The following is a 16710-nucleotide window of genomic DNA, read 5'->3' on the forward strand; positions in this document are numbered from 1 at the left end:
GAAGGGGAAAGGATGTCTGCCGTGCGCGGACTGGGAGAGTATCTCGTACTGGCGGGTGCGGCCCGCGCGGAGGAGATCGCCGCCACCATCGACGAGGTCGGCGACGGCGAGGCGCTCGCACGGCGGCTGGTGCAGGACCGCCGCGTCACCGAGCAGCAGGTCGCCGAGGCCGTGGCACTGGCGACCGGCCACCGGTTCACCGACCTGACCGAGTACGAGTTCGATCCCGAGGTCATCGCGCTGGTGCCCGAGGCGCTGTGCCGGCGCTACCGCCTGCTGCCGCTGCGCATCCGCAGGAACCGTCTGACCGTCGGCATGATCAACCCGACCGACATCATCGCGCTCGACGACGTCGCCAGCGTGACCGACCTGCGCATCGTTCCCGTGGTCGTGGCGGAGGATGCCCTCAGCCGCGCCTTCGAGCGGTATCTGCGCTCGGACAGCGAGCTCACCGACCTCTCCGAGCAGATCGGCGAGACCTCGGGCGCATCGCACGTCACCTTCACAGAGCAGCTCGACGACGGCGATGCCGATGCCCCGATCGTCCGCTTCGTCAACCTGCTGATCACGCAGGCCATCAACGACCGTGCCAGCGACATCCACATCGAGCCCGGCGAGCAGCGGCTCACGGTGCGGTTCCGCATCGACGGAGTGCTGCACGAGATGCAGCGCGCCGACCGCAGCATCCAGGACGGCGTCATCTCGCGCCTGAAGATCATGTCGTCGATCGACATCGCCGAGAAGCGCATCCCGCAGGACGGCCGCATCTCGGTCATGCACGACGGGCGGGCCGTGGACCTGCGCGTGGCCACGCTGCCGACGGTGTGGGGCGAGAAGATCGTCATGCGCATCCTCGACAACGGCGGCCAGAACACCAGCATGAACGATCTGCTGTTCTCGGCCGCCAATGAGAAGGCCTTCAAGGACGCCATCACCCGCCCGCACGGCATGGTGCTCGTGACCGGCCCCACGGGCTCGGGGAAGTCGACCACGCTGTACACCGCGCTGCGCGAGGTGGCCAACCCGCGCGTGAACGTGATCACCGTCGAGGATCCGGTGGAGTACCGGATGCCGGACATCAACCAGGTGCAGGTGAACCCGCGCGCCGGTCTCACCTTCGCCGCCGCGCTGCGGTCGATCCTGCGCGCCGACCCCGACGTGGTGCTGGTCGGCGAGATCCGCGACCGCGAGACCGCCCTGATCTCTGTGGAGGCGGCGCTCACCGGCCACCTGGTGATGTCGACGCTGCACACCAACGATGCGCCCAGTGCCCTCACCCGCCTGACGGAGATGGGCACGGAGCCGTTCCTGGTGGCCACCGCGCTGACCGCCGTGGTCGCCCAGCGCCTGGCCCGCCGGCTGTGCACCCGCTGTCAGGCTCCGCTGGACACCGACGAGGCGTCGCTGGTCGCGCTCGGCATGCCCGTCCACCTCGCGCAGGGCGCCCGCGTGCAGCGGGCTGTGGGATGCTCGGCGTGCTCGAACACCGGCTACCGCGGCCGCGTGGCCGTGCACGAGGTCATGAACGTGACCGAGGAGGTCGAGCACGCGCTGGTGTCGCACGCCACGGGCGGCGAGATCCGCGAGATCGCCTTGTCTCAGGGCATGGTGCCGCTGCGTGAGGACGGCTGGGCCAAGGTCGCGCAGGGCATCACGACCATCGAGGAGATCCTCCGCGTCACGGTGTGATGCGGGACGGCGCTTCACTTCGACTCGCTGACGCTCGCTCAGTAAAAGCGACAGGCTCAGCGACCCACGTGGGCGGGTCCCTGAGCCTGTCGAAGGGTCGGGTGGGCGAAGGGTCGGAGGGTCAGCCCTGCTTGGCCATGTCCCCGTACAGCGTGAAGATCGGCATGTACAGCGAGATCACCATGCCGCCGATGATCACGCCGAGGCCGACGATGAGCACCGGCTCGATGAGCGACGACAGCTGCTCGGTGGCGGTCTCGACCTCGTCCTCGTAGAACTCCGCGATGCTGGCGAGCATCTCGGCCAGCGTTCCGGACTCCTCGCCGACCGCGACCATCTGCGCCACCATGGGCGGGAAGACCTCGGCCTTGGCCAGCGGCGCGGCGAACGAGCGCCCCGCGCGGATCGAGTCCTGGATCTCGCGCACGGTCTCCTCGATGCGCCAGTTGTTCGACGCCTGCCCGACGATGGCCAGCGCCTGGATGATCGGCACCCCGGCATCCAGCATCATCGACAGGTTCCGCGAGAACCGCGCGACGGCCATCTTGGTGATCAGCGGCCCGAAGATGGGCAGCTTGAGCTTGAACGGATCGACGACCTTGCGGTAGGCATCCGTGTACCTGTTGCGGCTCCACCACACCAGCCCGACGATCACCAGCACGACCAGGATCGGCGCGATCCAGAGCATGTTCTCCGACAGTGTCACCAGGATCTGCGTGGGCAGCGGCAGGGCGTTGCCGAGCCCGGCGAACATGTTCTTGAACACCGGCACGACGAACGTGATCATGGCGAACACGCCGAGCACGGCGATGATCAGCACGACCATCGGGTAGGTGGTCGCCGATTTGATCTTGTTCTGCAGGTCGGACTGCTTCTGGTAGTTCTCGGCCACGGAGTCCAGCGCCTTGCCGAGGAATCCGCCGGTCTCGCCGATCTGCACCAGCGACACCATCAGCGGCGGGAAGACATCCGGATGCCGGCCCAGCGCCGCCGAGAACGAGGACCCGCTCTCCACGTCGGACTGCACCACGATCAGCACGCTCTGCAGCTGCTTGTCGTCGGCCTGCTCCGCCAGCACCGTGAGAGTCCGCAGCAGCGGCAGGCCCGCGTTGACCAGCGCGGCCATCTGCCGCGAGAACACCGCCAGCGTCGAGGCGGGGATGCCCTTGCGCAGCTTGGGGAGATTGATCTCCATGTTCAGGCCGGACTTCGACACCAGCCCGACGTGCAGCGGTGTGAGCCCCTGCGCGCGCAGCTTGGCCACCACGACGGAGTCGCTGGGGGCATCCATCGTGCCCTTGACGGTCTTGGTGGTGGCCGGGTCGACGGCCTGGTACTCGTACTCCTGGACGAGAGCCATCAGGAGCCCCAATCGTTGAGCTGTGACCCGCCGGCGTAGTTGGACCACGACTCCGCGTCCACGCCCACCGAGCTCACGTGCACGTTCTCCAGCGAGCGGGGGTCGGATGCGAAGGTGCGTGCCACGGCGGGGGCGATGGCGCCCGAGCTGATCAGCCGCCGCAGATCCTGGTCGAGGGTGTGCATTCCCACCGACGACCCGGCCTGCATGGCCGAGTACAGCTGCGAGACCTGACCCTCGCGGATGAGGTTGGCCACGGCGGGGACGTTCATCAGCACCTCGGTGGCGATGACGCGGCCCTGCGACTGCGCGCGGGGCAGCAGCGTCTGGCTGATGATGCCCTGCAGCGTGTCGCCCAGCTGCGTGCGGATCTGCCCCTGCTGATCGGACGGGAACGCGTCGACCAGTCGGTTGATCGACTTCGCGGCGCCCTGCGTGTGCAGGGTGGACAGCACCAGGTGGCCGGTCTCGGCGGCGGACAGCGCCGTGGAGATCGACTCCCGGTCGCGGAGCTCGCCGACCAGGATCACGTCGGGGTCCTGGCGCAGCACGCGGCGCAGCGCCTCGGTGAAGGATGCCGTATCGCTGCCGACCTCGCGCTGGTGGATGAGCGCCCGCTTGGACTCGTGGTGGAACTCGATCGGGTCCTCGATGGTCACGACGTGCACCGGGCGGGTGCTGTTGATGACGTCGACCATCGCGGTGAGGGTGGTGGACTTGCCCGAGCCCGTGGGGCCGGTGACCAGCACCAGGCCGCGCGGACGCAGGGCCAGGTCGCGGGCGACGGCGGGCGCGCCGAGCTGCTCGATGGTGAACACGCCGCCTGGCACGAAGCGCAGCGCCATGGCGACCTCGCCCTGCTGCCGGAAGACGTTCACGCGGAAGCGGCCGATGCCGGGGGTGGCATGGGCCAGGTCGACCTCGTGCCTGGTCTCGAACTCCTCGCGCTGCGGTGCGTTCATCAGCGCCTGCGCAGCGGCCTCCGCCCAGTCGCGGCTGAGCGAGTCCACATAGCCGGGGATGGTCACCAGGTCGCCATCCACCCGCATGAGCGGCACGGATCGAGCCGTCAGGTGCACGTCGGAGGCGCCTGCGCGCGCGGCTGTTCCGAGCAGGTCGCCGAGCTGTTCCAGGATCACTGTGCACTCCCGTCCGTGCGCAGGAACGTGATGGCCTCGACCTTGATGTCGAAGCCGTCCGATCCCGCCGTCACCGTCGCCTTGTCGATCGCGACCAGCCGCTGGGCGTCGCGGAGCCCGTCGAGGAACTGCTGCACGGCATCCATCGTCGGCGCGCTGACCGCGATCGAGACCCGCACCTGCTGCCGTCCGGAGGCGGCGTCCGCGGGCTTCGCCGCGGTGTCTCCGGATGCCGGTGACGCGGCCGTCCCGTTGGCGTCGGCGCTGGTCGCTGCCGCGTTCGCGTCGGCCGCCGAGGCGGTGGTCTTGGCATCGGACACCGGTCCGGTGCCGTCGGATACCGGAGCATCCGCCGCCGGAGTCGGCGTCGCCGCCGGCTTCTCGATGACCAGACCGGAACGCGGCGGCGCCGGCCGCGGCTCGAACGCGGTCAGCTCGCCGCGCGTGATGCTGGTGATCGTGGCGCCCGACGCCGTCGCGGCCGCGTCGACGATGTCGAACGCCTGGTCCAGCAGCGGCTTCTCCGGGATCTGCGCCCGCAGTGCGGAGACTGAGGCCTCGGTCTGCGCCAGGTTCTTCTTCGCGGCGTTCAGCGAATCGATCTGCTGCGAGTAGGTCGCGTTGGTGGATGCCGCCTGCGTGGTCTGCTCGAGCGCGGTGAGGCCGCCCGTCAGGAGCGGCACAGCGCCGAGCAGGACGCCGAGGACGACGACGCCGACGGTCACGAGAGCCCCGATGAGGGTGATCAGCTGCTTGTTCATTTCGCGGCCTTCCCTGCCGGGGCGAAGCTGTTCGAGTACACCGTCTGATCGAAGGTGATGTCGATCGTGTACAGGTAGCCGCTGCCGCTGTCCGTCGCGATCGCGTTGGCGTCGGCGCCGGAGATCCCCTCCACCTGGCGCAGCGCGCGGGCGTAGGGCGCCATGTCGCGCGGTGTGGGACTGGAGACCGTGATGGTGCCGGTCAGGCCCACGGCCTCCTTCGCCGCGGCCTTGGCCTTCTCGGCATCCGCCTGCTGGGAGGCGGCATCCGGAACGGCGCCGACGGTCAGGTCGAAGCCCACCAGCGTGACGTCCGCGGGGAGCGCGCCCCGGGCCTTGGCGAAGATCCCCGACCAGGCCAGGTCGGACCCCATCGCCTCGGCCCGGTACGCGATCAGGTCGCGCTCGGTCTGCAGCGACCGGCTGACGTCGGAGAGGCCCGCGATCTGGCCCGTGAGCGTGGTGGTGCGTGCCTGCTCTGCGGCCAGCTGCTGCTGGGCGAACTGGTTCCACGCGTAGGCGGCGCCGATGAGGATGGCGGTCAGCACGAGGGCGCCGAGCACGACACGCGCCCACGTCCCGGTGAGGCGCTCGCGTTCGCGGCGCTCGAGCTCGGAGCGGGGCAGCAGGTTCACCCGGGGTGCGGCGCCGACCTGCGGCGCGACTGCGCGTGCCATCATCGTGCTCCTCCCAGTGCGAGTCCCAGTGTCGAGACCATGTTCAGCGCCGACTCGCCTGCCGGCTCCGCGCCGCGCAGGTCGGCGACGTCTCCGAGGCCGATCTGACGGATGGGCACGGAGATGTCCTCGGCGAGGCCGGAGGTGATGCCTCGCACGGCCGAGCCCGCGCCGCACAGCAGCACCTGCTGCACGGATGCCGCATTCGGACGGTTCAGGTAGAAGCGCAGCGTGGTGCTGATCCGGCCGACCAGCTCCGTCACGGGGCGGCGGCCGAGGTCGCCGCGCAGCTGCGCGCGGCGCGACATGGCGGCGGCTGCTGCGGCATCCGACTGCGCGTTCAGCGCGCTGGCCGCCGCGCGGGCGGGGTCGAGGGTGGCCGTCGACGCGGGCTCGTGCGGGGCGGCCGGGGCTTCGCCCGACTCCACGACCAGCGCCTTCCGGCGCAGCACGGCGGTGGTGTCGAGGTCGACGGGCGTGATGCGAACGAACTCGGGGACGCCGTCCTGCAGGATCACGATCTGGGTGGTGTGGTCTCCGATGTGCACCACGGCGGCGGTGCCCTGCGGAACCAGCCTGGAGGCCGCACGCGCCAGGCCGAACGAGGCCAGGTCGACGTTCGTGATGCGCACCTTGGCGCGATCGAACGCAGCAATCATCCCCTCGACGGTTTCGGATACGGCCGCCACGAGCAGTCCGTTCAGCCGATCGCCCTCCTGCGAGGTGGGGTAGTAGTCCAGCACGGCCTGGCTGACGGGCACCGGCAGCAGATCCTGAACCTGGTACGGCAGCGCCTGGCGCAGCATGTCGGGCGCCATCGCCGGGGCGGAGTACTCGCGCACCAGCACGCGCCGGCTGGCGACGCCGAGAGTCGCGCTCTTGGCCTTGATGCCTGCAGTGCTCCACAGCTGGCGGATCGCGATGGCCACCGCGCCCTGATCGACCACCTCGGAATCGCGCGCGGAGTCCGGCAGCAGCGGGACCTCGCCGTACGCGAGCACGTGCGGGTTGCGGTCGAGGGTCACCTCGACAGCGCGCACACTCTCCTCGGTGATCTCCACACCGACATGACTCTTCGCCATCGTGCTTCTCCCTCTCGCCCCTCAGCCCCTCAGCCCAGGAATCCTGCGTACCACTCACCGACGCGCTCTCCGATGAGTATGCCCACCCATGCTCCCGCAAGCATCCACGGTCCGAAAGGGATGCCGCTCGATCGTTTGGCACGGCCGGCGATGATGAGCGCGATTCCGAACACCGCGCCGAGCGCGAACGCGGCGAATGCGCCCACCACCAGGGCACCCCAGCCGAACCAGCCGAGCACCGTGCCGACCAGGCCGGCGAGCTTGACGTCGCCGCCGCCCATGCCGCGCGGGCTGATCCACCGCACCACGTCGTACAGCAGGAACAGCACGGCGCCGCCGATGAGCGCGCGGAGCAGAGGCCACCAGTCGAGGCCGGGGCCGATCAGCGTCGTCAGCAGCATCAGCACCACCACCGCGGCCCATCCGGGCAGCACGATGGCGTTCGGCAGGCGCTTGACGTCGAGGTCGATCAGGGTGAGCACCACACTCAGCGCGGCGAACACCTCCAGGATTGCGAGGACGCCCCAGAACCGCGGCGTGGCCGCTGGCACCGTCAGGGCGACCCCGACGGCGACGGCGGCGAACAGCATCCCCGTGCCGAGTTCGATGATCGGGTAGCGGATGCTGATCGGCATCCGGCAGTCGGCGCAGCGGCCACGCAGTGCCAGCCACCCGACGACGGGCACGTTGCGCCACCACGCGATGGGCGCGTCGCACCCCGGGCAGCGGCTCTCGTGCGTGAGCGGGATGCCGGCGGGCACGCGGTAGGCGACGACGTTCAGGAACGACCCGATCGCGAGGCCGAAGACCCCCGCCCACACGGTGATGAAGGTGGCGAGTGGGGTCACGGAACGTCCCGCTGGGATACGAGCGCACCGAGCGTGGCGGTACCGCCACCACCATCACCCGGGAACGGGTCAACCCCGTGTCCGAAGTCGTAGCCGGGGATGTTGCGGGGTGCGAAAGCGACCTGCACGCCGCCACCGAACTGCAGAGCGCCCGCATACACCTGACCGCGGAAAGTGGCGGGGCTGCTATTGAATTTCATCTGACACGGTGTGTAGATGTAGATCGCGATCAGCGGATCCACGGTGGAGTCGTTCAGCTGTTCGGATCCCTGCGCGGGCGAGACGCACTGCGGCCCCGCTACGGCCGGGCTGCTGTCGGGCGTGATCAGGTAGATCGTGTGCGGCTGGCCGTCTGCACTGGAGAACTTCGTTCCTGACAGGTACCACCGGTTCGCGATCACCGCGATGTCACGATTGACCTTGACCAGCTTGTTCGCCCCTCCGGCATTCGTGTCGAAGTTGCCCGCGCAGGCCCTGATGTCGAAGATCATCCGGCTGCTGAGCGTGCTCGCAAGCGAAGTCACATCAGCAGAGTTGCCCGACCACTTGTTGCACGCCGTACCGGTTACGGTCGTGAGCCGGTAGCCCTCGTCCACCCACGCCTGCGGCGGCGTCGTGCTGTTGATCGGCGTGAAGCTGACATCCTGCCAGTTCGGGATCGCCGGAAGCGGTGTGGCTGTCAAGCCGGACTTCTGCGCGATTGTGCCCTTCACAATCGTCGTCGCTGGAGTGCCCCACGTGCCATAGCTGCCGCGGTAGGTGAAGTCGCCTGCGATCGATCCGCTGCCGAGGGTGCTCTTTCCTGCGCCAGCAGCGCTGGCGCTGCCGTAGACAGTGCCCGAGTTCAGCGTGAAAGTGCCGCCGACCTTTACATCGCCGCCCTTTCCTCCCGCTTCACCGATGGTTCCGGTGATGGTGTGGTTGACATCCTTCGGCGCGATCAGGCTGCCCTTGATCGTGCCGCCGTTGACGACGGCCTGCCCGCCGATGTACGCGTTGCCCTCGACCACGCAACCACTGTCCAGCTGCAGATCACCGGTCTTCGTGTAGATGTCGCCCGGGAACACGGAGCCCGTACCGCAGGCGATCTTTCCTGTCGAGGCGTACACGCCTGCCGATCCGACGAAATCGTCAATGCCCACTTCGCTGTGAGCCGCGTCGAACACATACGAGTTCAGACGAGAGCCCATGCTGTACGTGTAGAACAGGCCCGGGCCGCCGGCAGTCGGTGGCGCAATGCCGTCCAATGCATAGACGGCGCTGACGGTCGTGCTCGAGCCCGTTGCGGTTCCTTTCACCGTGTAGGTCACTTGGCCCGTCGATGGGGCATCGCAAGCAACCGTGACGGTGTACGAGGGCGACGTCCCAGGCGCCACGGCGGCGCAGGGATCGGCCCCCGCACTGCTCGCCTGCGCGATGGCCGCTGCGAGGCCAGCATCCGCTGCGGCACGTGACTGCGCGGTGCTGCGACTCGACACGAGGATACTCGCGGTATTGGTCACCATCGCCGCAATCACGACAGCCCCCACCATGAGCACCATCATGACGATCATCACCACCACAAGCGTGGCGCCGCGCTCATCGTGCGCATGCCGTCGAGAGGCGTCGCGAAGTCGTGTGTGAAGGGTCACCAGCATGCTCTACCTCCGGGAATGACCGCCTGCGCGGTGACGCTGCCGTCCACCTGCACCGGCTTGGAGTCCTTGCTGCGCTCGTTGCTCTCGGCCGCGAACGAATAGGTGAGGCCGGTCACCGACGTGACGGTGAAAGTCGGCGCCGGATCGCCCTTCGGGACAACGGCAGAGGCGAGAGTGGCCCACTGCGCGCCATCGGTGTGCGACAGGTCGATCGCTGAGCCCGACGTGCTGTACCGCAACTGGTAGTGGTCGCGGTCTGCGTCGTCGGATGAGGCTGCGGTGTCGAGCACCCACACCCATGCGCGGCACTGAGAGTCAGCCGCATCTCCGATGGCGACGACCGCGGTCACCGCGTTGCTCGCACCAGCAGGCTGATGGACGGCCGAGGCATTGCGGATCGACTGCTGCAGAGATGCGGTGACGAGATTGGCGTTTGCCGTCGCGGCGTCGCGGTCGGCCGTCGCCGCCTGGGACAGCCAGCCATTGATGAAGATCGCGGAGACGATGGTGAGGAACACGGCCGCGAGGACCATGTAGATGATCAGCTCGATGAGGGTGATCCCGCGTTCGTCATCGCGCAGAGAAGTCGCGGCGTTCATCCGTGCACCATCACCATCGTCTTGGCCGAGACCAGTGCTCGCGACTCCTTGCCGCGGAACACCTCGACGGTCACGGTCTTCAGCGTGCCGGATCCGGCCGTGCAGTCCACATCGCCGAGCTTGGCCGCGAACTTCGCCGTGCGCGCGGGCGCGGTGAATTCGGCTTCGAGCTCCTGCATGCGCGCAATGAGCGCATCGCAGGTGTTCGCGCGATCGGCGTCGTTCGGAAAATCGGCTCGTATTCGCGCGAGCTCGGCGGTCGCCACGTTGTTGGCCGCGACGAGGTCGCGGTTGACGACGCTCGCGGTGGTGGCCTGGATGATCAATGGGAGGACGCCGAGAGCCAGCACTGCCAGAAGCAGCATGGCCACGACGATCTCGATCAGACCCACACCGTCGTCATCTCGGGTTTCAGACGACATCTGTGGTCCTCAGTAGGGGTTTCTGTTCCTTTGCGGAATGTGCTGAGCGGAGGCCCGAGGGTGCGGGCCTCCGCTCATTTCAGGCAACGCTTAGCAACCGGGGCCTGAAGTCTGCGACTGGTCAGCCGCATCGGTGATCAATGTGTTTGTGGCGGTAGCGCACACTGAGTCGACGCTTGCCCCCTTGGCGGGCGGTGCACTAATCGTGATGTCCTTATCACCCGTCTTGTACGCAGTTGGAGTCTCATCATTGGCGAGTTGCGCAGACCACTGCGTCGCGGCCGCCGCCGCAACCGACTTAGTCGCATTGATACGGGCAGTGTTCTGGATGTTCGAGAAGATCGGAATCGCGATAGCGACGAGGATGCCCAGGATGACGACGACAATGATGAGCTCGATCAGGGAGAAGCCGGACTCGCCGTTCTCCTCGCGCTCGAGCTTCTTGGCCTCGATGAGGCGACGGATGGTACGCATGTCAGAGTCTGACTCTCCGGGATGACGAAACGGGTACCCTGTTTGCGGGCAGCACCGTCAATTGGGGGAATCCGACGACGTCCCCTGCCCCAGAGTCTGGAGTCGCCGTCACCCCTCAGCTGAAGCGATTCCAGATTCACAGCATGACGGTAAGGGTTTTCATAAGCAACTCCCAATTATCACGTTATCGTCACAGATTCCGCCAACGACACGGGCCCGCATCGTCGCCGCCGGAACAATCCGTGCCGACGGCACCTGCGGGCATCCGGCGCCGCTGACTCTGCAGCATCCGCCTCCGCCGCCTGCACTGCCTCCCGTCGCTGCCGCCACCGGACCACTTCGGCCTCGACGTCGCGAGCCTGGGTGATCACCGGCGGGCCGCCCAACAGCTGCCGGCGTGCGTCGAGCACGCGACGGTTGAAGTCCTCCACGACGCCGCGCACGTCCTCCTCGCGGCCGAGCTGATCGAGGTCGTCGTCGAGCTTCTCGTCTTCCACACGCAGCATGAGCGCGGGCGGGCCGAGCCCGGTGAGGCTCTCGGTCTCGATCTTGCGGCGGATCCACCAGTCGGGATCGTGATGCGTGCCGAGGCCTTCGATGGGCTTGCCCGCCCCGGGCAGGTTGTCGAACTCGCCGCGGCGGATCGCCAGCTGGATCACGGTCTCGACGAACTGCGCTTGGTTCTGCGCGTTCAGCACCATCGGCGTTTCGGCGGGCGGTTCGGACCCGGTGCTCTCACCGGCATCGCGCTTCGCGCGGTAGCGGGCCGCCTTGCTCGTCGCATCGGACATCGGATCACCTCCGGTGCGTTCCAGGGTAGTCGACGGGTTGTCGGAAGCGGCGGGTAGCGTCCGGGGCGGGGTATGAGTGACACCGACTGATACGAAGCTTTCTTCGATTTTTGGTAGTCTATCATTCACTTCCTTTCGAACAAATACTTGACAAAGGCGACGATCGACCCTACGCTGGAGACATGTCAGCTCCCCTGTCGAAACTGCACGAGGCCGTGTCGGCCATCGATGCGGTGTGGGTGGATGCCGACGATGACGCGCGGCTGGCACGGCAGGAGCTCATTGCGCTGAACACGGCGATCGGGTCGGCGCGGCGCGCACTGGATGCACTGCAGGCGCGGGTCGCCGCCGGGATCGCGCACGAGTCGCGTCCGGAGCTGGGCGCCGAGTCGCTGGCGAAGCAGGCCGGGTTCCGGAGTCCGGCGGCGCTGATAGCCGCGACGACCGGCGTCTCGACTGGGGACGCGGCACGTCTGGTGAAGGTCGGGGAGGCAGTCGCTCCCCGAACGGATCTGGCTGGGGAGCGGATGCTGCCTCGTTACCCCGCCGTGGAGCGCGCGCTTTCTGCCGGAGCTCTGGGAGCTGCCGGGGCCTCAGTGATCGTGGAGTTCCTCGAACGTGCCCGCGTCGGGCGAGACCTGAGCGTCGTGGCGGATGTCGAGGCGCGACTGGTGGAACGGGCGATCGGACTGTCGGTGGATGACGTGCGCCGGCTGGTCAAGCGCGCGGAGGTCCTCCTGGAGGAGGACAGGCTGGAGGCGCGCGAAGAGGAGCGCCGGGCAGCGCGCTCGCTGTCGATGTTCGAGCGGGATGGGATGCTGCACCTGAACCTGGTGACCGACGTGGAGTCCGGTGCCCCGATCCGCACGGCGATCGACGGGTACGTCACTGCGCAGTTTCAGGCTCGCGAGACCGCTGCAACCGAACGCACCCGAGCTGAACAATCTGAAGCCGGGCTCGTCGAAGCAGACCACATTGGACCCAACGGAGATCCGGATGCACTGGATGCCGACCGGCGGACGGTGGCGATGATGCGCGCCGACGCGCTCACGCTGTTCTGCGGGCACATGCTCGGCTGCGAGACGAAGGACGTCCCGGTCGCCGGCGCCACGGTCGTGGTGCGGGTCGACCTCGCAGACCTCGAGGCCGGCGTCGGTCACGGCATGATCGACGGTCTCGACCAGCCCGTCTCGATCACCTCGATCCGCCGGATGGCCGCCTCGGGCGGCGTCATCCCCTGCGTGCTGAACGGCACCGGAGAGATCTTGGACTGGGGGCGGGAGCGGCGGCTGTTCACTCCGGCGCAGAAGCTCGCCCTCGTGGAGCGCGGCGGCGGATGCGCGAGATGCGGGCTCCCGCCGCACATGACCAGGGCGCATCACCTGAGATGGTGGAAGCGGGACTCCGGGCCGACCGACCTGTCCAACGGCATCCTGCTCTGCGAATCCTGCCACCATCGCATCCACGACAACGGCTGGGAGATCCGCATCGACACCCCACCCGACACCGGGACACGGCGTCGGCGAGGCTCCGAGCGACCCGGGTGCGCGGTGAACGTGAGATCCAGAGTCTGGTTCATCCCACCCGCCCACATCGATCCTGCCCGCACCCCGCAGCTCGGCGGCAAGGCCCGCTATGACATCGCGGCCTGACCCCGTGCTCACCCGGTGTCTCCCACGCCCAATAGGCTCATGAGGTGACATCACCGGCATCCGCTCCCCCGTCGCTGAACCGCGAGATCCTGCATCTCGCGGTGCCCGCGCTGGGTGCGCTGATCGCCGAGCCGCTGTTCCTGATCCTGGATGCCGCGATGGTCGGCCACCTCGGCACGACACCGCTCGCAGGCCTGGGCATCGCGAGCGCCGTGCTGCAGACCATCGTCGGGCTGATGATCTTCCTGGCGTACTCCACGACCCCCGCCGTCGCCCGGCGCTTCGGCGCGGGGCAGCCGGGTGATGCCGTGTCGGTGGGCATCGACGGGATGTGGCTGGCGCTGGGACTCGGCACCGTGCTGGCCGTGCTGGGCTCCGTGGCCAGCCCCTGGCTGGTGAGCCTGTTCGGCGCGACCGACGCCGTCGATGAGCAGGCCCGCACCTACCTCACCATCTCCATGTGGGGCCTGCCCGCCATGCTCATCGTCTACGCGGCGACGGGCCTGCTGCGCGGCATGCAGGACACTGTGACTCCGCTGTGGATCGCGGGCCTCGGCTTCGGCGCGAACGCCCTGCTGAACTGGATCTTCATCTACGGGTTCGGCTGGGGCATCGCCGGCTCCGCGTTCGGCACCGTCGCCGCGCAATGGGGCATGGTCGCCGCCTATGTGATGGTCATCCGCCGGCTGGCCGTGCGCCACGGAGCATCCATGTGGGCGCAGCGCGAGGGCCTGCGCGGCACAGCACGCTCGGGAGGTTGGCTGTTCCTGCGCACGGTCAGCCTGCGCATCGCCCTGCTGGCCACGGTCGCCGTCGCCACCGGAATCGGCACGCAGGAGCTCGCGGGCTGGCAGATCGCGTTCACCATCTTCTCCACCGCCGCCTTCGCGCTGGACGCCCTGGCCATCGCCGCGCAGGCGCTGATCGGCAAGAGCCTCGGCTCCGGCGACACCGCCGCCGTGCACCGCGTGCTGCGGCGCACCACCGCGTGGGGGATCTGGTTCGGCATCCTCGTTGGCGGGCTGATCGCCGCCGCCTCGGGCGTGCTCGGGATCGTCTTCACGGGAGATGCCGCAGTGTCGGCCCTCGTGCAGCCGGCGCTGTTGGTGCTGGCCGTCGCACAGCCCGTCGCCGGGGTCGTCTTCGTGCTGGACGGAGTGCTGATGGGCGCGAACGACGCCCGCTACCTGGCCATCGCCGGCGCACTGAACCTCGTGCCGTTCCTGCCCGCACTGTGGATCATCTCCGCCACCGGCGTGGACGGCGCGCTGGGCCTGCTGTGGCTGGCCGTCGCGTTCTTCGGCGTCTACCTGCTGGCACGGCTCGGCACCCTCGGCTGGCGGGTGCGGACCGACGCGTGGACGATGGTGGGAGCGTGAGCTTCCGACCCCGCCCGCAGACCTGCCTCAGGCCACCGATAAGCTGACGCTGAGCGGAGGAGATCGAGTGAGAGCCAGGGGGAGACGACGCGGGCGCCGCACTTCTGGCATCGAGCGCATCATCGGGCCGCTGGTCATCGCGGCGGCCTGCTTCGGCGTCTGGATGTACAACGGTCAGCCCGACGTACTCGCGTGGTTCACCTCCCGACCGGCCGCCCCTGCAACGGCGGGTCAGGCATCCGCCACTCCGAGCAACGTCGCGAGAACCTGGTCCTGCGTCTGGGACCCCACACGGGACGACGATTGGCACAACGACGTCGAGTGCTTCGATGGGACGACCCGATTCCGGCCGAACCTGCTCACCGACATCGCGAAGGTGGACGAGTCGCAGATGCGCGCCGCGGGCCAGGAGTACGAGGCCTATCTCAACGCCGGCGGGATACCCCAGATCCCGACGCCCTGACTCTCAGGCGACCTCGCCGGCGGCGACGGTCTCGGCGAGCATGTGCACGCGCGGCAGGTGATGGGCGCCGTAGAAGTCGGCGGAGACCAGACGGGCGGCATCCGCATCGTCCTGAACGGAGTGCTTCAGCACCGCGGCCACGGCCAGTCCGTGCATCCAGCCGCCGGCCAGCGTGCCCAGCAGCATGAGGTACGGCACGCTCACGCCGTAGGCGTCGCGAGTCTGGCCGAAGCCGAGGACGGATGCCGTCGCCGCCCGCGCCGAGGCGACGGCGCGCTCCAGGCGATCGGCCGTGCGGGTGGCGACCTCGTTCTCGAGGCCGCGAAGCTCGGCGACGGTCTCCGAGATCGACGCGAAGAGCTGCTCGGCCGTGGCGCCGCCGTCGCGGATCACCTTGCGGCCGACGAGGTCGTTGGACTGGATGGCCGTGGTGCCCTCGTAGATGGGCATGATGCGGGCGTCGCGGTAGTGCTGCGCGATGCCGGTCTCCTCGATGAAGCCCATGCCTCCGTGCACCTGGATGGCGTCGCTGGTGAGAGCCACGGCATCCTCCGTCGTCCAGCCCTTGAGGATCGGCACGAAGAACTCGGCCATCTTCCCGGTGCCATCAGTCTCTGCGCGGTCGAACAGGTCGCCCAGGTACACGCCCAGGGCGCGCATCGCGAACAGTCTGCTCTGCATCGACAGCAGCAGGCGGCGCACGTCGGGGTGCTCGGCGATCGGCGTGCCGGCGGGCCGATCCAGCACGCCGCCCTGCAGGCGCTGGTTCGCGTAGGCGACGGCCTGCTGGTATGCGCGGTCCGAGATGCCGGTGGCCTGGAACCCCATGCCGGCACGGGCGGAGTTCATCATCACGAACATGCCCGCGAGTCCGCCGCCGACCTCGCCGACGAGGAAGCCGGTCGCGTCCTCGTAGCTCATCACGCAGGTGGGGCTCCCGTGGATGCCGAGCTTGTGCTCGAGCGCCATCGGGCCCACGGCGTTGCGCTCGCCGGGTGCACCGGACGCATCGGGCAGGAACTTCGGCACGACGAACAGCGACAGGCCCTTGGCGCCGGCGGGAGCATCGGGCGTGCGCGCCAGCACCAGGTGCACGATGTTCGGCGCGAGGTCGTGGTCGCCCCAGGTGATGAAGATCTTCTGGCCGCTCACGCCCCAGCTGCCGTCGGAGCGGGGCGTGGCCAGGGTGCGGATCGCACCCAGATCGGTGCCGGCATCCGGCTCTGTGAGGTTCATCGTGCCGGTCCACTCCCCCGAGACCAGCTTGGTCAGATAGGTGGCACGCAGCTCGTCGGATGCCACGGCATCCAGCGCGTGGATCTGACCGGCCGTCAGCAGCCAGCACAGCGCGAAGGCCGCGTTGGAGGCGTTCCAGATCTCGCCGAGGCCCGCGCGGATGCTGCCGGGAAGGCCGTCGCCGCCGGCGGATTCGGGCGCCTCGGCGGTGACCCAGCCTGCCTCGACGAACGCCTGGTACGCCTCGGCGAATCCGGCAGGCAGGTGCACCTGGCCGTCCTCCAGGCGGGCGCCCTCGCGGTCGCCGATAGTCTCGAGCGGGGCGAGGACGGATGCTGCGAACTCGCCGGCGCCGGCGATGATCTCGGTGGCGTCCTCGGCGCTGAACGCCCCGGCGGTGCCGCGCGCGACCAGGTCGAGGCCGAACGCCTCGCCGAACAGGAAGCGGTAGTCGCCTGTCGGGGGGATGTAGTCGGATGCCATGGTTCGCTCCTTCTGACG

At 68.6% G+C, this 16710-nt stretch carries 16 protein-coding genes; 4 read left to right on the forward strand and 12 right to left on the reverse strand.

Annotated features, from left to right (window positions below):
• The first annotated feature begins 21 nt into the window (after positions 1–21).
• Positions 22–1689, forward strand: a complete 1668-nt coding sequence (locus WA967_RS04065) for a GspE/PulE family protein (RefSeq protein WP_424419637.1) — start codon at positions 22–24, stop codon at positions 1687–1689.
• 121 nt (positions 1690–1810) lie between these two features.
• Here WA967_RS04065 and WA967_RS04070 read toward each other — a convergent pair whose 3' ends face one another.
• The 11 genes from WA967_RS04070 to WA967_RS04120 all read right to left on the reverse strand — a co-directional run bounded on the left by WA967_RS04070 (position 1811) and on the right by WA967_RS04120 (position 11479).
• Positions 1811–3049, reverse strand: coding sequence for a type II secretion system F family protein (locus WA967_RS04070; RefSeq protein WP_424419613.1), 1239 nt, complete (start codon positions 3047–3049; stop codon positions 1811–1813).
• A complete protein-coding gene (locus tag WA967_RS04075; RefSeq protein WP_424419614.1) occupies positions 3049–4188 on the reverse strand; it encodes a type IV pilus twitching motility protein PilT in 1140 nt (379 codons plus the stop codon). Before WA967_RS04075 ends, WA967_RS04070 begins: the two co-directional genes overlap by 1 nt.
• Positions 4185–4949: a hypothetical protein gene (locus WA967_RS04080; RefSeq protein ID WP_424419615.1), complete on the reverse strand. Its 765-nt coding sequence runs from the start codon at positions 4947–4949 to the stop codon at positions 4185–4187. Before WA967_RS04080 ends, WA967_RS04075 begins: the two co-directional genes overlap by 4 nt.
• Positions 4946–5626: a hypothetical protein gene (locus WA967_RS04085; RefSeq protein WP_424419616.1), complete on the reverse strand. Its 681-nt coding sequence runs from the start codon at positions 5624–5626 to the stop codon at positions 4946–4948. Before WA967_RS04085 ends, WA967_RS04080 begins: the two co-directional genes overlap by 4 nt.
• Positions 5626–6708 carry a type IV pilus biogenesis protein PilM gene (gene pilM, locus WA967_RS04090; RefSeq protein WP_424419617.1) on the reverse strand — a complete coding sequence of 361 codons (1083 nt, stop codon included), beginning with the start codon at positions 6706–6708 and terminating at the stop codon, positions 5626–5628. The genes WA967_RS04085 and pilM overlap by 1 nt, the downstream gene beginning before the upstream one ends.
• 29 nt (positions 6709–6737) lie before the next feature.
• Positions 6738–7556: a prepilin peptidase gene (locus WA967_RS04095; protein WP_424419618.1), complete on the reverse strand. Its 819-nt coding sequence runs from the start codon at positions 7554–7556 to the stop codon at positions 6738–6740.
• Positions 7553–9187, reverse strand: coding sequence for a hypothetical protein (locus WA967_RS04100; RefSeq protein ID WP_424419619.1), 1635 nt, complete (start codon positions 9185–9187; stop codon positions 7553–7555). The genes WA967_RS04095 and WA967_RS04100 overlap by 4 nt, the downstream gene beginning before the upstream one ends.
• Positions 9184–9792 (reverse strand): PilW family protein, encoded by a 609-nt coding sequence (locus tag WA967_RS04105; protein WP_424419620.1) that lies wholly within the window; start codon positions 9790–9792, stop codon positions 9184–9186. Before WA967_RS04105 ends, WA967_RS04100 begins: the two co-directional genes overlap by 4 nt.
• Positions 9789–10214 (reverse strand): prepilin-type N-terminal cleavage/methylation domain-containing protein, encoded by a 426-nt coding sequence (locus WA967_RS04110; protein WP_424419621.1) that lies wholly within the window; start codon positions 10212–10214, stop codon positions 9789–9791. The genes WA967_RS04105 and WA967_RS04110 overlap by 4 nt, the downstream gene beginning before the upstream one ends.
• A gap of 90 nt (positions 10215–10304) precedes the next feature.
• Complete coding sequence (locus tag WA967_RS04115; protein ID WP_424419622.1) at positions 10305–10688, reverse strand: type II secretion system protein; 384 nt, start codon at positions 10686–10688, stop codon at positions 10305–10307.
• 179 nt (positions 10689–10867) lie between these two features.
• On the reverse strand, positions 10868–11479 hold the full coding sequence (locus WA967_RS04120; protein ID WP_424419623.1) for a DUF1992 domain-containing protein: 612 nt from the start codon (positions 11477–11479) through the stop codon (positions 10868–10870).
• 182 nt (positions 11480–11661) lie between these two features.
• Here WA967_RS04120 and WA967_RS04125 point away from each other — a divergent pair, with 182 nt between their 5' ends.
• The 3 genes from WA967_RS04125 to WA967_RS04135 all read left to right on the forward strand — a co-directional run bounded on the left by WA967_RS04125 (position 11662) and on the right by WA967_RS04135 (position 14973).
• On the forward strand, positions 11662–13131 hold the full coding sequence (locus WA967_RS04125; RefSeq protein WP_424419624.1) for a DUF222 domain-containing protein: 1470 nt from the start codon (positions 11662–11664) through the stop codon (positions 13129–13131).
• Between the two features lie 44 nt (positions 13132–13175).
• A complete protein-coding gene (locus WA967_RS04130; RefSeq protein ID WP_424419625.1) occupies positions 13176–14510 on the forward strand; it encodes an MATE family efflux transporter in 1335 nt (444 codons plus the stop codon).
• 67 nt (positions 14511–14577) lie between these two features.
• Entirely contained in the window at positions 14578–14973 is a 396-nt protein-coding gene (locus WA967_RS04135; RefSeq protein ID WP_424419626.1) for a hypothetical protein, read from the forward strand.
• Between the two features lie 3 nt (positions 14974–14976).
• On the opposite strand, the gene WA967_RS04140 is transcribed toward WA967_RS04135, so the two are convergent.
• Entirely contained in the window at positions 14977–16692 is a 1716-nt protein-coding gene (locus WA967_RS04140; protein ID WP_424419627.1) for an acyl-CoA dehydrogenase, read from the reverse strand.
• Between the last annotated feature and the right edge of the window lie 18 nt (positions 16693–16710).

It is taken from the genome of Microbacterium sp. (assembly GCF_049650565.1).
Classification (GTDB): domain Bacteria; phylum Actinomycetota; class Actinomycetes; order Actinomycetales; family Microbacteriaceae; genus Microbacterium.

Excerpts from the sequence above, each read along its gene's own strand:
- pilM (WP_424419617.1), bottom strand. The coding sequence starts at position 6,708 with ATGGCGAAGAGTCATGTCGGTGTGGAGATCACCGAGGAGAGTGTGCGC.
- WA967_RS04110 (WP_424419621.1), bottom strand. The coding sequence starts at position 10,214 with ATGTCGTCTGAAACCCGAGATGACGACGGTGTGGGTCTGATCGAGATC.
- WA967_RS04125 (WP_424419624.1), top strand. The coding sequence starts at position 11,662 with ATGTCAGCTCCCCTGTCGAAACTGCACGAGGCCGTGTCGGCCATCGAT.
- WA967_RS04105 (WP_424419620.1), bottom strand. The coding sequence starts at position 9,792 with ATGAACGCCGCGACTTCTCTGCGCGATGACGAACGCGGGATCACCCTC.
- WA967_RS04120 (WP_424419623.1), bottom strand. The coding sequence starts at position 11,479 with ATGTCCGATGCGACGAGCAAGGCGGCCCGCTACCGCGCGAAGCGCGAT.
- WA967_RS04070 (WP_424419613.1), bottom strand. The coding sequence starts at position 3,049 with ATGGCTCTCGTCCAGGAGTACGAGTACCAGGCCGTCGACCCGGCCACC.
- WA967_RS04140 (WP_424419627.1), bottom strand. The coding sequence starts at position 16,692 with ATGGCATCCGACTACATCCCCCCGACAGGCGACTACCGCTTCCTGTTC.
- WA967_RS04115 (WP_424419622.1), bottom strand. The coding sequence starts at position 10,688 with ATGCGTACCATCCGTCGCCTCATCGAGGCCAAGAAGCTCGAGCGCGAG.
- WA967_RS04080 (WP_424419615.1), bottom strand. The coding sequence starts at position 4,949 with ATGAACAAGCAGCTGATCACCCTCATCGGGGCTCTCGTGACCGTCGGC.
- WA967_RS04085 (WP_424419616.1), bottom strand. The coding sequence starts at position 5,626 with ATGGCACGCGCAGTCGCGCCGCAGGTCGGCGCCGCACCCCGGGTGAAC.